Annotated in this window: 8 protein-coding genes; 4 read left to right on the top strand and 4 right to left on the bottom strand. The window is 73.2% G+C overall.

The genetic code is table 11. The features are described from left to right. Positions 1-64: 64 nt before the first annotated feature. Together QHG49_RS23265 and QHG49_RS23260 are read right to left on the bottom strand one after the other, a co-directional pair. On the bottom strand, positions 65-4,510 hold the full coding sequence (locus tag QHG49_RS23265) for an Rne/Rng family ribonuclease (RefSeq protein ID WP_301491086.1): 4,446 nt from the start codon (positions 4,508-4,510) through the stop codon (positions 65-67). Between the two features lie 263 nt (positions 4,511-4,773). Continuing rightward, the gene (locus QHG49_RS23260) at positions 4,774-5,550 is read right to left on the bottom strand and encodes a TIGR03936 family radical SAM-associated protein (protein ID WP_301491084.1); all 777 of its coding nucleotides are present in this window, start codon (positions 5,548-5,550) and stop codon (positions 4,774-4,776) included. Positions 5,551-5,914: 364 nt separating this feature from the next. Here QHG49_RS23260 and QHG49_RS23255 point away from each other — a divergent pair, with 364 nt between their 5' ends. From QHG49_RS23255 to efeB, 4 genes are all read left to right on the top strand, one after another. Next, positions 5,915-6,769 (top strand): YhjD/YihY/BrkB family envelope integrity protein, encoded by an 855-nt coding sequence (locus QHG49_RS23255; RefSeq protein WP_236576278.1) that lies wholly within the window; start codon positions 5,915-5,917, stop codon positions 6,767-6,769. A 191-nt stretch (positions 6,770-6,960) separates the two neighbouring features. Further along, entirely contained in the window at positions 6,961-7,848 is an 888-nt protein-coding gene (gene efeU, locus QHG49_RS23250) for an iron uptake transporter permease EfeU (protein ID WP_301491081.1), read from the top strand. A gap of 62 nt (positions 7,849-7,910) precedes the next feature. After that, entirely contained in the window at positions 7,911-9,056 is a 1,146-nt protein-coding gene (gene efeO, locus QHG49_RS23245; RefSeq protein WP_145490477.1) for an iron uptake system protein EfeO, read from the top strand. Beyond that, complete coding sequence (efeB, locus tag QHG49_RS23240) at positions 9,056-10,312, top strand: iron uptake transporter deferrochelatase/peroxidase subunit (RefSeq protein ID WP_301491080.1); 1,257 nt, start codon at positions 9,056-9,058, stop codon at positions 10,310-10,312. The genes efeO and efeB overlap by 1 nt, the downstream gene beginning before the upstream one ends. Positions 10,313-10,394: 82 nt before the next feature. Here efeB and QHG49_RS23235 read toward each other — a convergent pair whose 3' ends face one another. After that, positions 10,395-12,356, bottom strand: a complete 1,962-nt coding sequence (locus tag QHG49_RS23235; RefSeq protein WP_145490472.1) for a TIGR03960 family B12-binding radical SAM protein — start codon at positions 12,354-12,356, stop codon at positions 10,395-10,397. A gap of 70 nt (positions 12,357-12,426) precedes the next feature. Continuing rightward, complete coding sequence (locus tag QHG49_RS23230) at positions 12,427-13,926, bottom strand: CYTH and CHAD domain-containing protein (RefSeq protein ID WP_301491077.1); 1,500 nt, start codon at positions 13,924-13,926, stop codon at positions 12,427-12,429. Positions 13,927-13,998: the final 72 nt, after the last annotated feature.

Here is a 13,998-nt window from a genome sequence, read left to right as displayed (position 1 = left end):
GGAAAAAAGCGGGTGCGGCCCTCTCCTCGCGGACAGGACCGCACCCAGACGTGCCGGTGACCGGTCAGTCGACGGAGGTCGACTCCGGGGCCGCCGCCGTCTTCTTGGCCGCCGTCTTCTTCGTGGCGGCCGCCTTCTTGGCCGTCGTCTTCTTCGCGGCGGTCTTCTTGGCGGCGGTCTTCTTCGCCGCCGTCTTCTTGGTGGCCGCCTTCTTCGCCGTGGCCTTCTTGACCGCCTTGCGGGCGGTCTTCTTGGCCGGGGCCTCGCCCCCCTCGGCGGCAGCCGCCTCGGCGGGGGCCTCCTCGACGGGAGCCTCCGCGGCCGCCGGGACGACCACGACGGCAGTCTCCTCGGACGCGGTCGGCGCGGCCGTCTTCCGCACCGCGCGACGGCGCGGACGGGCCGGCGCGGCGCTCTCGGCGGGCGCCGGAGCCTCCTCGGCGGCGGGCTCCGCCACCGGGGCCGCGGGCGCGGTCTCGGCGACGGTCACCACGGCGGCCTCGGCACCCGCGGGGGAACCGGCAGGCGCGGACACCTTCCGGGTCGCCCGACGGCGGGTACGGCCCTTGGGCGCCTCCTCGGCGGCCTCGGGAGCCGGCACCACCTGGTCCTCGACGGCGGCGGGCTCGGCCAGCGCCTCGGCAGCCGGCTCGGGCCGCACCGGACGGGCCGCGGCCTCCTCGGCGGTGACGTCCTGCGCGGTCGGCACGGCGGCCTCGGCGACAACGTCCTCCTCGGCGTCCTTCGCCCGAGCGGACTTGCGGGCGGACCTCTCCGCCTTCGGCGCGCCCGCCGGGGCCGACGCGCGACGGCTCGCCCGGCGGCGGGTACGGCCGCGACCGGCCGCCGCCTCCGCCTCGGCGACGCTGCTGTACAGCTCCTCGTCCGGCGTGAACTCCGGGGCCGTGAGGGCGACCGGCTCGGCGATCTCGGCGGCCACCTCGGCGGCCGTCTCGATCTCCGGCGCGGCGGCCTCGCCGCTGTCCACGGCGACCGCGGCGGTCTCGTGCACATGCTCGTGCTCGTGCGGCTGCTCCTGCGCGTCGCCGCCGCGGCCGCGCTTCTTGCGCTTGCCGCCGCCACCGGCGCCGGCCGAACCGGGCTGCTCCATGTGCACGATGACACCGCGGCCGTTGCAGTGCACACAGGTCTCGGAGAAGGACTCCAGCAGGCCCTGACCGACCCGCTTACGGGTCATCTGCACCAGGCCCAGCGAGGTCACCTCGGCCACCTGGTGCTTCGTGCGGTCGCGGCCCAGGCACTCCAGCAGGCGGCGCAGCACCAGGTCGCGGTTGGACTCCAGGACCATGTCGATGAAGTCGATCACGATGATGCCGCCGAGGTCGCGCAGCCGCAGCTGGCGCACGATCTCCTCGGCCGCCTCCAGGTTGTTCCTGGTGACCGTCTCCTCCAGGTTGCCGCCCTGGCCGGTGAACTTGCCGGTGTTGACGTCGACGACGACCATCGCCTCGGTCCGGTCGATCACCAGCGAACCGCCGCTGGGCAGCCAGACCTTGCGGTCCAGCGCCTTGGCGAGCTGCTCGTCGATCCGGTAGGTGGCGAAGACGTCGACCTCGGAGGTCCACTTCGACAGGCGGCCCGCGAGATCCGGGGCGACGTGCGCGACGTACCCGTGGATCGTCTGCCAGGCGTCGTCACCGCTGACGATGACCTTGGAGAAGTCCTCGTTGAAGATGTCGCGCACGACCCGGACGGTCATGTCCGGCTCGCCGTAGAGCAGCGTCGGCGCGTTGCCGCTCTTGGCCTTCTTCTGGATGTCCTCCCACTGCGCCTGGAGCCGCTCGACGTCGCGGCGCAGCTCGTCCTCGCTCGCGCCCTCGGCGGCGGTGCGCACGATGACACCCGCGTCCTCGGGGACGATCTTCTTGAGGATCGTCTTCAGCCGGGCCCGCTCGGTGTCGGGCAGCTTGCGGCTGATGCCGGTCATGGAGCCCTCGGGGACGTACACGAGGTAGCGGCCCGGCAGGGAGACCTGGCTGGTCAGACGCGCGCCCTTGTGCCCGATCGGGTCCTTGGTGACCTGCACCAGGACCGACTGCCCGGACTTGAGGGCGGACTCGATGCGCCGCGGGCCGTTGCCCATGCCGAGCGCGCCGAAGTTGACCTCACCGGCATACAGCACGGCGTTGCGGCCCTTGCCGATGTCGATGAAGGCGGCCTCCATCGACGGCAGCACGTTCTGCACCTTGCCGAGGTAGACGTTGCCGACGTACGACGTCGACTGCTCCTTGTTGACGTAGTGCTCCACGAGCACGTTGTCCTCAAGGACGCCGATCTGGGTGCGCTCGCCGTGCTGGCGGACGACCATCACCCGGTCGACGGCCTCACGGCGGGCCAGGAACTCGGCCTCGGTGATGATCGGGACACGGCGGCGGCCCTGCTCACGGCCCTCGCGGCGGCGCTGCTTCTTCGCCTCCAGACGGGTCGAGCCCTTGATGGACTGCACCTCGTCGGACGGCTCGCTCTGCTTGCGCGGCTCGCGGACCTTGACGACGGTACGCTCCGGGTCGTCCAAGGACGGCTCGCCGTCCGCGGCGGACTCACCGGCGCGGCGACGGCGGCGACGACGGCGACGGCTGCCGGCGCTGGAGCCGGCGGACTCCTCGCCGTGCGCGTCCTCGTCGTCCTCTTCCTCCTGCTCGGCGGTGTCCTCGGCGTCCTGCGCGGCCTGCTCGGCGGCCAGCTCCTCGGACTCCTCGCCGCCCTCGCCCTCGGCGGCGTCCCCGCGACGGCGGCGACGGCCGCCCCGGCGGCGACGGCGGCGCGAGGAGGACTCCTCGTAGCCCTCGGCGTCCTCGGCCTCGCCCTCGGCGCCCTCCGGCTCCTCGTCCTCGTCCTCGTCCTCGTCGGCGGCCTCGACGACCGGGGCCTCCTCGACGCGCTCGGCACGGCGACGGCGGCGCCGGCGCGAACCGGCCTCGGCACGCTCCTCGGCGTACTCCGCGCGCTGCTGCGGCTCCGCGGGCTGCTCGGCCTCGGCGGGCTCGGCGGGCTCGACGGCTCCCGCGGCGGCCTCGGCGGCGGCCCGCTCGGGGGTCTGGAAGCGCGGCTCGGCGAACACCGGCGCCTGGAAGACGGCGACGGCGGGACGGGCGGGACGGCGCGAGCCCTCCTCGGCCCCGGCGCCGCGCGCGGGCTCGGAGAACCCGGACGCGGGGCGCACGGCCCGGCGCCGGGCCCGGCGCGGAGCGGGAGTGTCGGCGGTCCCGGACGCCTCGGCGGCGGCCGGGACGGCCTCGACGGCCGGCGCGGGCTCGGTGGTGTGCGTGGTGACGGGAACCTCCGGGGTGTGCGCCGTCTCGGCGGGGGCGCTCTCGGGCGCGGTGACCCGGCGGGTGGCGCGGCGGCGGGCACGGCGCGGGGCGGCGTCCTCGCTCTCGGCCTCGGCGTTCCCGGTTTCCGCGGCGGGGGCCTGCGCCTCGACGGCGGGCTCGGCGACCGGCTCGGCGGGGGCCTCTTCGGCGGCCTTCGGCGCGCCGGTGGGCGCGGAGGCGCGGCGGGTGGCGCGACGGCGGGTGCGGGCGGGGGCGGCCTCGGCGGCGGGCTCCTCGGCGGCCGGGGCGGCCTCGGGAGCGGCCTCGGCGGTGGCCCGTACGACGGTCTCGGCGGCCTCGGCGGGCGCGGGTTCGGGCGAGCCGGCGGGCGCGGAGGCACGGCGGGTGGCCCGGCGACGGGTGGGGGCGGCGGGCGCCTCCTCCTGGACCGGTGCGGCCTCGACGGCGGCCGGCGGCGTGACGGTCTCCGCCTGCTCGACGGCCTCGGCGACCTCGGCGGCGGCGGGCGCACCGGCCGGGGCTCCGGCGGGCGCGGACGCACGGCGCGTGGCACGGCGGCGGGGACGCGCGGGCGCCTCCTCGGCCGGCTCGGCCTCCGCGGCCGGGGTCTCGGCGGCCTCGGCGGCCGGTACGGCGGTCTCGGTGACCTCGGCGGCGGGCGCGGCGGCGCGGCGGCCGGTGCGGCGGCGCGGACGCGCGGCGGGGGCCCCGGCCTCGGCTGCGGCCGGGGTCTCGGCCGGGCTCTCGGTCTCGGCGGGGGCTTCGGCGGTGGCCTCCGCCTCCGCGCTCGGCGTGGCGACGCTGCGGGTGGCGCGGCGGCGGGTGCGCCGCGGTGCGGCCTCCTCGCCGACGACGACCTCGCCGCCCTCGGCGACCTCCGCGGCTGCGGTCGGCGCGACGGTCTCCGCGGACTCGACGGCCTCGGCGGCGGGTGCGCCGGCGGGGGCCGAGGCGCGGCGCGCGGCACGGCGGCGCGGACGCGCGGCGGGTGCGGTCTCCTCCGCCTGGGGGGTCTGGTCCCCGGCGGCGTTCTCCGCCGTCTCCTCGGTGTCCTCCGCGGCCGGTATGGCCGGGACGGTCACCTCGGCGGACGCCTCCCCCGCGACGGGCGGACCCGCCGGCCGGGAGGCGGCACGGCGACGCCTGCGCGGCGGCAGGGTGTCGCTCGGGGTGTTCAGTTCGGAACCCTCATTGGGTTCGGTCGGCTCAAGCATGCGGGCGTTTCTCCCGTCAGGCTCCCGGGCGCCGCGCCTGGTTCCGGCACCGGCCCGAAGGGGCCGTCCACCGGTGACGTCCGCGGCCGCGCGATGCGCGATGGCCGCCGTCCGGGGCGCGGGCGCCGCACGGGAGCACTCTGTGTCCTGTCTCGCCGGTTCCGTACGCCTTGTCGGTACGGCCTGGCGAAAGTCTTCTGGTCGGTGCGCTGCCCGACCCAGGTGGCTCCCGAGTACGAGGGCGGCGCTTACGACGTCCGTCCCTACGCGGAACCTTCCGGCGCCGGCACCGTCGCGGCGGCGGCCGGTACGGCCGTTTGGGCCGGGGCTGCCTCGCGGTCGGGCGCGAGCGGGTCGGTCACCGTGCCGGTCTCTTCATCGAACAGCCCCTGCGCCAGCCTGGTCACCGCAGCGGGGACCGGCGGCGCCAGGTCGGCCACGGCGCGGAGACCGGACAGGACGTCGTCGGGTCGTACGGCAGGCGTCACGTGCCGAACAACCAGCCGCAGTATCGCACAGGGCTGGCCGGTCGGCCCATCAGCCGGTGCGCCGTGCGCCTGAAGGCTCGCCACGGCCGGGCGGGCGTCGAAGGTGCGCACACCGTTCTTGGCCATGCGCTGCACCTCGACGGACTCGGCCCCGTTGAAGGCCTCGACCGCGCGCTCGGCGTCGGCCGGATCGACTCCGGTGAGCCTGAGCTCCCAGACGGAGGCCGTCAGCCGGTCGGCGAGACCCGAGGTGTGCGCCTCCACGGCGTCGACGATGTCGAGCCCGGTGGGCAGCGACTCGTCGAGGAGGACGCGCAGTGTCTCGGGGTCGCGCGACGCGGTGAGCGCGATCTCCAGGTACTCCGCCTCACTGCCGGTGCCGGTGGGTGCGGCATTGGCGTACGACACCTTCGGGTGCGGCGTGAATCCGGCCGAGTAAGCCATGGGCACCTCGGCGCGGCGCAGCGCACGCTCGAAGGCGCGCTGGAAGTCTCGGTGGCTGGTGAACCTCAGGCGGCCGCGCTTGGTGTAGCGCAGTCGGATGCGCTGCACCGCGGGTGCGGGCGGCGGGCCTTCGGGCTGTCGCTTGCCCAGTGGAACTTCTCCTTGTGTACGCGGTCCGTGCACCAACCCCGCCTGCGCGGGGAACACGTCCGGGCCGACGCTTGCCCGGTGTCGTAGTCCGGATCCCCCGCATCGGCGGGGAAACACGCCGGTCCTCCTCCCAAGAGTACGCGTTTCGCCACCCGAAGGTTCCCCCCGTGTCGACCGGGAGCGGGACGGGCGCGGACGGCTACCCTCCCTTTTACCTGTTCTGCCCCTTCTGAACGTCCCGGAGGGTACGACGGCGGAGAACCGCGGCCGGCGCCTGCTCAGGGCCCTCACCTTCTGGCTGCGTCCGGCGTTCACCCTGCGGGTGCTGGGCCGCTTCCAGCGGGTCGCGGGCTTCGACCGCTCCATGGCCCTCGCCTCCAGCGCCCTGACCGCGCTGGTGCCGCTGGTGATCCTGGCCGCGGCGGTGCTGAACAGCGTCGGTTCGTACGACATCGCGCGGCAGCTGATCACCCGGTACGGCCTGACGGACGAAGGCGCGACGGCGGTCAACGCGCTCTTCTCCCCCGAGCAGGGGCAGGTGGACGCCAGCGTCCTGGGCGTCCTGTTCCTCGCGGTGTCGGCGCTGAGCTTCACCCGTGCCCTGCAACGCCTGTTCGAGCAGACCTGGGAGCTCCGGTCCCTGAGTGTGCGCAACACCCGCAACGGACTGGGCTGGCTGCTCTCCGGCGCCTGCTACATGGCGGTCAGCGGCCTGATCCAGGCGCTGCCGAGCGAGAGCCGGGCGCATCTGCTCAGCGCGGCGGTGGAGTTGCCGGTGACCGCGGTCTTCCTGGTGTGGACGGGTGTCCTGCTGTCCGCCCGCCGGATCGCCTGGCGCGACCTGATCCCCTTCGGCGTCACCGGCGCGGTGGCCATCGCGGTCTACTCGGTGGGCGCGACCCTCTACCTCCCCCACCTCTTCAACACCTCGGCCCACCGCTACGGCGTCGTCGGCGCCGTCTTCGCGATGATCTCCGCCCTCTTCGCGGTCATGCTCTGCCTCGTCGGCGCCTCGGTGACGGGCCGCGAGATCCGCGACGAACTGACCCGCATCTCCCACGGCGGACGCACTCCCGACGACGAGGTCCGCCGCCAATGGAACGACCTCGTCTCCCGAACCCGCTCCCGCCGGCACTCGGCCCGCCGCCGGACGTTCCGGCACCACACGGACGACTAAGGAATTTTTGGCCACCTTCGCCTTCACTTCGAAGGCGGGGGCGACAGCCGGGCGGACGCGGGGAGCCATGCACCGTTCCGGCCCGGGACGGCGGCGCAATTACCTACCCTTTAGGTAAGCCTAGCCTTACCTTGTATGAGTGGGGATTACTCTCAGACACGTTCGAGTGCTGTCCGGAAGGGAATGTCCCAGTGATCCCCACTCTTGTGATCGGGCTGCGGGAGGGCCTGGAGGCGTCGCTCATCGTCGGCATCATCGCCGCCTTCCTCGGCGCCAACGGCCGCCGCGACGCCCTGCGCCAGGTGTGGATCGGAGTGGTCGCCGCCGTCCTGCTGTGCCTGGCGATCGGGATCGGGCTGATCACGCTCTCCCGTGAGCTGCCCCAGCGCCAGCAGGAAGCAATGGAGACCGTGATCGGCGCGTTCGCCGTCGTCATGGTCACCTTCATGATCCTGTGGATGAACAAGCACGCCCGCGGCATGAAGAAGGAACTGGAGGGCCAGGCCGCCCACGCCCTGGCCCAGGGATCCGCCAGGGCCCTCGTGGCCATGGCCTTCCTCGCCGTGCTGCGGGAGGGCTTCGAGACCGCCGTGTTCCTCATCTCGGTGATCCAGAACAGCACCAGCGTCGCGAGCGGCACTGCCGGGGCGCTGATCGGCATCCTGATCGCGGTCGTCATCGGCTACGGCATCTACCGCGGCGGGCTGCGTCTCAACCTCGGCCGGTTCTTCAAGGTCACCGGCCTGGTCCTGGTCCTCGTCGCGGCCGGCCTGGTCATGACGGTCATGCACACCGCCCACGAGGCCGGCTGGCTGAACGCCGGTCAGGCGCAGGCCGTGGACCTGGGCTGGCTGGTGCGGCCCGGCACCGTGGTGTCCTCCCTGCTGACCGGTGTCCTGGGCCTCCAGCCGCAGCCCGTGGTCGCCGAGGCGGTGGCCTGGCTGGTGTACGCGCTGCCGATGCTCGCCTACCTCGTCGCGCCGCGCCGCGCCGCCCGCCCCGCGGGCAGGCCCGCTCTCGCCGCGGCGGCGGCCACCGGACACGAGACCACCGGACACGAGACCACCGAACACGCCTGACCGTGCCCGCCCTTCTCGTCCCGATCCCCTGAAACACCCCTGACCCGAGGGAGCACTGCCCCATGCCCAGATCCACCACGCCGCGCGTCCTCCAGGTCACCGGTCTGCTCGCCATCGCCGGACTCGTCGCCACCGGATGCGCCAAGCACAAGACGGACAGTGCCCCCGCCGGCGCGGCCAAGGTCTCCGTGGAACTCGACGACAACGGCTGCCACGTCACCCCGAACTCCGTCGCCGCGGGCCCGGTCACCTTCACGGTGAAGAACACCAAGGCCAACAAGGTCTCCGAGGCCGAGCTGCTGCGCGACGACATCATCATGGGCGAGAAGGAGAACCTCTCCCCCGGTCTGTCCGGCACCTTCTCGCTGCACCTGAACGGCGGCAAGTACCAGGTCTACTGCCCCAACGCGAAGACCGAGAAGACCGCCTTCACGGTCACCGGCGCCGCGGGCAAGCCGTCGCAGGACCCCAAGGTCAAGGCCGACCTGGACCAGGCCGTCGGCGGGTACAGGAGCTACGTCGTCACCGAGGTCGACAAGCTGGTCCCGGCGACGAAGAAGTTCACCGACGCGGTCCGGTCCGGTGACATCGCCCAGGCCGAGCAGGCGTTCGCGCCCGCCCGCTACTACTACGAAGAGGTCGAGCCGGTCGCCGAGAGCTTCGGCAACCTCGACCCCGACATCGACGCCCGGGTCAACGACGTCACCGACCAGTCCAAGTGGACCGGCTTCCACCGCCTGGAGAAGGCGCTGTGGCAGGACAAGTCCCTGACCGGCACCGCCCCGATCGCCGACAAGCTCGACGCCGACGTGGCCAAGCTCAAGTCCCTGGTGGCGAAGACCTCCTACCAGCCGGCCCAGCTCGCCAACGGCGCCACCGATCTGCTCAACGAGGTCGCCTCCAGCAAGATCACCGGCGAGGAGGACCGCTACAGCCACACCGACCTGTCCGACTTCGAGGCCAACGTCGTCGGCGGCGAGAAGGCGTTCGACCTGCTGAAGCCCGCGCTGACCCGGATCGACCCGGCGCTGGCGAAGACGGTCACCCAGCAGTACGCGAGCGTCCTCGACGCGCTCAAGCCCTACAAGAAGGGCAGCGGCTACGTCGACTACTCCACGGTCGGCAACGACAAGCGGCGCGTGCTCACCCAGAAGGTCGACGGACTCGCCGAGCCGCTCTCCCAGGTCGCCGCCAAGGTGAACAGCTGATGTCCGAGCGCCACCATTCCCGCCGGGGGCTCCTCGCCCTCGGCGGGGCGGCACTCGCGGGCGGGGCCGCCGCCGGGGCCCTGACCGGCTGCCGGCAGGAGTCCCACGCCGCCGACGCCCCGGCGGACCTCGTCCCGTTCTACGGCACCCACCAGGCCGGCATCGCCACCCCGGCCCAGGACCGGCTGGCCTTCGCCACCTACGACATCACGGCGACCGGCGGCGTCAAGGAGAAGCGGGCCGCGCTGCGCGCGCTGCTGAGGACCTGGACCGCGGCCGCGGCGGCGATGACCCAGGGGCGTACCGTCCCGGGCGACAACGCCAACCTGAGCGCGCCCCCGGCCGACACCGGCGAGGCGTACGGGCTCTCCCCGGCCAACCTCACGATCACCTTCGGCCTCGGTCCGTCCCTGTTCGACGACCGGTTCGGGCTCGCCGACCGGCGCCCGGCCGCGCTCGCGGACCTCCCGCATCTGCCACCGGCCGACCTGGACCCGGACCGCAGCGGCGGCGACCTCGCGATCCAGGCGTGCGCCGACGATCCGCTCGTCGCCTTCCACGCCATCCGCAACCTGGCCCGGATCGGCCGGGACACCGTGGTCATGCGCTGGTCCCAGCTCGGCTTCGGAAAGGCCGCCTCCAACGGCGCCGACCAGCAGACCCCGCGCAACCTGATGGGCTTCAAGGACGGCACGCGCAACATCCACGGCGACGACACCGACCTGATGAACGAGCACGTATGGGTCGGCAAGGAGACCGATCAGGCGTGGATGCGCGGCGGCAGCTACCTGGTGGCCCGGCGGATCCAGATGCGGATCGAGGGCTGGGACCGCGACTACCTCGCGGACCAGCAGAACGTGTTCGGCCGCCACAAGTACTCCGGGGCCCCGCTGACGGGCTCGAAGGAGTTCGACACGCCCGACTTCAAGGCCAAGGGCGCCGACGGCCGTCCGGTCATACCGGCGAACGCGCACATGCGGCTGGCCGCCCACGAGAACAACGGGGGCATCCGGATCCTGCGGCGCGGCTACTCCTTCACCGACGGCATCGTCCCGTCCAGCGGTGAACTGGACGCCGGGCTGTTCTTCATCGCCTTCCAGAAGGACCCGCGCGAGCAGTTCGTCGCGCTCCAGCGCAAGCTCGGCATGAACGACGCCCTCAACGAGTACATCCAGCACGTCGGTTCGGGCCTGTTCGCCTGCCCGCCCGGTGTCTCCGCCCCCGGCCGTACCTGGGCCGAGGAACTGCTCGCCTGACGAACACGGCCCGCACACCGGGCGGTCACGACGATGAGCCCCTTCCCGGTCCGGGAAGGGGCTCAGCCGTCACTCGGCCACGTCAGTGCGTGTGCCCGCTCGCCGCCGGCGCCGGGCCCGCGTTCTTCACGGTCAGCGGCAGCAGCTTCTTGCCCGTCGGGCCGATCTGGATGTGCGTGTCCATCTGCGGGCAGACACCGCAGTCGAAGCACGGGGTCCAGCGGCAGTCCTCGACCTCGGTCTCGTCGAGGGCGTCCTGCCAGTCCTCCCAGAGCCAGTCCTTGTCGAGACCGGAGTCGAGGTGGTCCCAGGGCAGGACCTCCTCGTAGGCGCGCTCGCGGGTGGTGTACCAGTCGACGTCCACGCCGTGGGCCGCGAGGGCCTTGTCGGCGCAGGCCATCCAGCGGTCGTAGGAGAAGTGCTCGCGCCAGCCGTCGAAGCGGCCGCCGTCCTCGTAGACCGCGCGGATGACATCGCCGATACGGCGGTCACCGCGGGACAGGAGGCCCTCCACGATGCCGGGCTTGCCGTCGTGGTAGCGGAAGCCGATGGAACGGCCGTACTTCTTGTCGCCGCGGATCTTGTCGCGCAGCTTCTGGAGCCGCGCGTCCGTCTCCTCCGCCGACAGCTGCGGGGCCCACTGGAAGGGCGTGTGGGGCTTGGGGACGAAGCCGCCGATCGAGACGGTGCAGCGGATGTCGTTGGCCCCCGACACCTCGCGGCCCTTCTGGATGACGTGGGTCGCCATGTCGGCGATCTGCAGCACGTCCTCGTCGGTCTCGGTGGGCAGGCCGCACATGAAGTACAGCTTCACCTGGCGCCAGCCGTTGCCGTAGGCCGTGGCGACCGTACGGATCAGGTCCTCCTCCGAGACCATCTTGTTGATGACCTTGCGCATGCGCTCGGAGCCGCCCTCGGGGGCGAAGGTCAGACCGGAGCGGCGCCCGTTGCGGGTCAGCTCGTTGGCCAGGTCGACGTTGAAGGCGTCCACGCGGGTGGAGGGCAGCGACAGGCCGATCTTGTCGTCCGTGTAGCGGTCCGCCAGGCCCTTGGCGATCTCGCCGATCTCCGAGTGGTCCGCGGAGGACAGGGAGAGCAGGCCGACCTCCTCGAAGCCGGTCGCGTTCAGACCGCGCTCCACCATGTCGCCGATGCCCGTGATGGAGCGCTCGCGCACGGGGCGGGTGATCATGCCCGCCTGGCAGAAGCGGCAGCCGCGGGTGCAGCCGCGGAAGATCTCCACCGACATCCGCTCATGGACGGTCTCGGCCAGCGGCACGAGGGGCTGCTTGGGGTAGGGCCACTCGTCCAGGTCCATGACGGTGTGCTTGGAGACCCGCCACGGCACGCCCGACCTGTTCGGTACGACGCGGCCGATCCGGCCGTCGGGGAGGTACTCGACGTCGTAGAACGCCGGGATGTACACCGAGCCCGTCTTGGCCAGCCGGAGAAGGACCTCCTCGCGGCCGCCGGGGCGGCCCTCGGCCTTCCACTCCCGGATGATCCGGGTCATGTCCAGCACGGCCTGCTCGCCGTCGCCGATGATCGCCGCGTCGATGAAGTCGGCGATCGGCTCCGGGTTGAAGGCCGCGTGGCCGCCGGCCAGGACGATCGGGTCGTCCTCGGTGCGGTCCCCGGACTCCAGCGGGATGCCGGCCAGGTCCAGGGCGGTGAGCATGTTCGTGTAGCCCAGCTCCGTGGAGAAGCTGAGGCCGAACACGTCGAACGCCTTCACCGGGCGGTGGCCGTCCACCGTGAACTGCGGGACGCGGTGCTCACGCATCAGCGCCTCCAGGTCCGGCCACACGCTGTACGTGCGCTCGGCGAGGACGCCGTCCTGCTCGTTGAGCACCTCGTAGAGGATCATGACGCCCTGGTTGGGCAGACCGACCTCGTACGCGTCCGGGTACATGAGCGCCCAGCGGACGTCGCACTCGTCCCAGTCCTTGACGGTGGAGTTGAGTTCTCCGCCTACGTACTGGATCGGCTTCTGCACGTGCGGGAGCAGAGCTTCGAGCTGCGGGAAAACCGACTCGACAGGCATCTCGCGAACCTTCATGAGCTGACAGGGGTGACCATCCAGCGTAACCCGCCCGCGGGGCTCCTCCGAACGGTCAGCCGGACGAGCGGTCCGCGGCCTTGCGCCACCGCTTCGGCAGCTCGGCCTCCGCTGCCGCCGCCCGCGCCTCCTCCCTGGCGTACAGCACCCCGTAGGGGAACGCGTTCTCCCCCGCCGCGTGGGCCACCGCGGCCAGCTCGCGCAGGGTGCGGCGGGCCATGACGCTGTCCTGGTGGTCGCCGAGAAGGGTGGTGAGGGACTTCATGGCGGCGGTGAGCTCGCGGGCGCGGGCGCCGAGCGCGGGGGTGGCGGCCTCGGCGGCGTACCGGGTGCGCTTGGCCTTCTTGCGGGCCTCGTGCAGGGCGAGGTCGCGGTCCGTGCCGGGCGGCAGCGCCAGCGCCCGCTCGATCCGGGTGGTGAGCTTCGCGAGGTCCTTGTGTACGGCCTTGAGCAGCGCCTTCTTCGGTTTGCGGGCGGCGGCCCTGCGCAGCGGCGGGTCGGCGAGCAGGGCGTCCAGGGTGTTCAGGAGGGCGAGGTGGCGGGGGGAGTCCAGGACGCCGGCGAGGTGGGCGGGGGCGGCGGAGGTCCGGGTCCGGGCCCAGGAGGTGAGGCGCTCGTGGATCCGGCCGGTGGCCAGGTCGGCCGGCAGGGCGTCGAGGGCGGTGGTCAGCCGCTCGGCCAGCACCTCCTGGTCGCGGTCGACGCCCAGTTCGCCCGCGAGCCACTTCAGGTCGGCGGCGACCGGCTCGGTGGCGGCGCGGTCGAGGATCGCGCGGAAGGTGTGCAGGGTGCCCCGGGCGCGGCGGGTGGCGACCCGCATCCGGTGCACGGCGTCGGGGGTGCCGAGGCGGACGGCGGGGTCGAGGGCGACCAGGGCGTCCCGCTGGGCGCGGAGATAGGCGAGGACGTGGTCGCCCGCGGTGACCGGCTCGGCGCGCGCGGCGGGCGGGCGGCGCAGCCCGCCGGTGAGTTCGAGGGCGCGGGCCAGTTTGGAGGGCGAGGCGGACGGCCGTACGCCCGCCCTGGCCAGGCGTTCCTCCACCTGGTCGAGGAAGGCGGGGTCTCCCCCGTCGGCCAGCTCCACCTCGATCTCGGTCCACCGGACGGTCCCGCCCGCGCCGGTGAGCCGTTCGGCGGTCACCGCGTCCACGCTCGCCTCGGCCAGCAGGGCGCCGTCCGCGTCCACCAGATGGCGCACGTCCCGGGCGGAGCGCAGCCGGACCAGCGGGACCGGCTCCGCCTCCCGGACCCGGGAGCGGACCAGGGCGGCGAGTTCCCCGGGGAGGGTGTCGGAGAGCGGGGCCCGGATCTCGTCCCGGACTCCGGGGGCGACCGGGAGTTTGAGGTGCCAGCCGGCGTCGGAGCCGCCGGTGCGGCGGCGCAGGGTGACGGAGGCGGCGGCGAGGCGCTGGTCGGCGGTGTCGTAGTAGGTGGCGTCCAGCTCGACCAGGCCCTTGTCGAGTACGGCGGCCACCGGGCCGACGCCCGTCAGATCGGGCAGCCCGCCCTCATCGGATTCGTACTTGCGCTCGATCTCGCGTTTCGTCTCCGCCATGGATCGAATCTAGTGCGCGGCGGGCGGATACGGCAGAGGGCGCCCGGACGGACGCCCTCTGCCGTGGTGGTG

The sequence above is a fragment of the Streptomyces sp. WP-1 genome (assembly GCF_030450125.1).
GTDB classification, from domain to species: Bacteria; Actinomycetota; Actinomycetes; order Streptomycetales; family Streptomycetaceae; genus Streptomyces; species Streptomyces incarnatus.
This window is presented reverse-complemented; position numbering and strand designations above follow the sequence as displayed.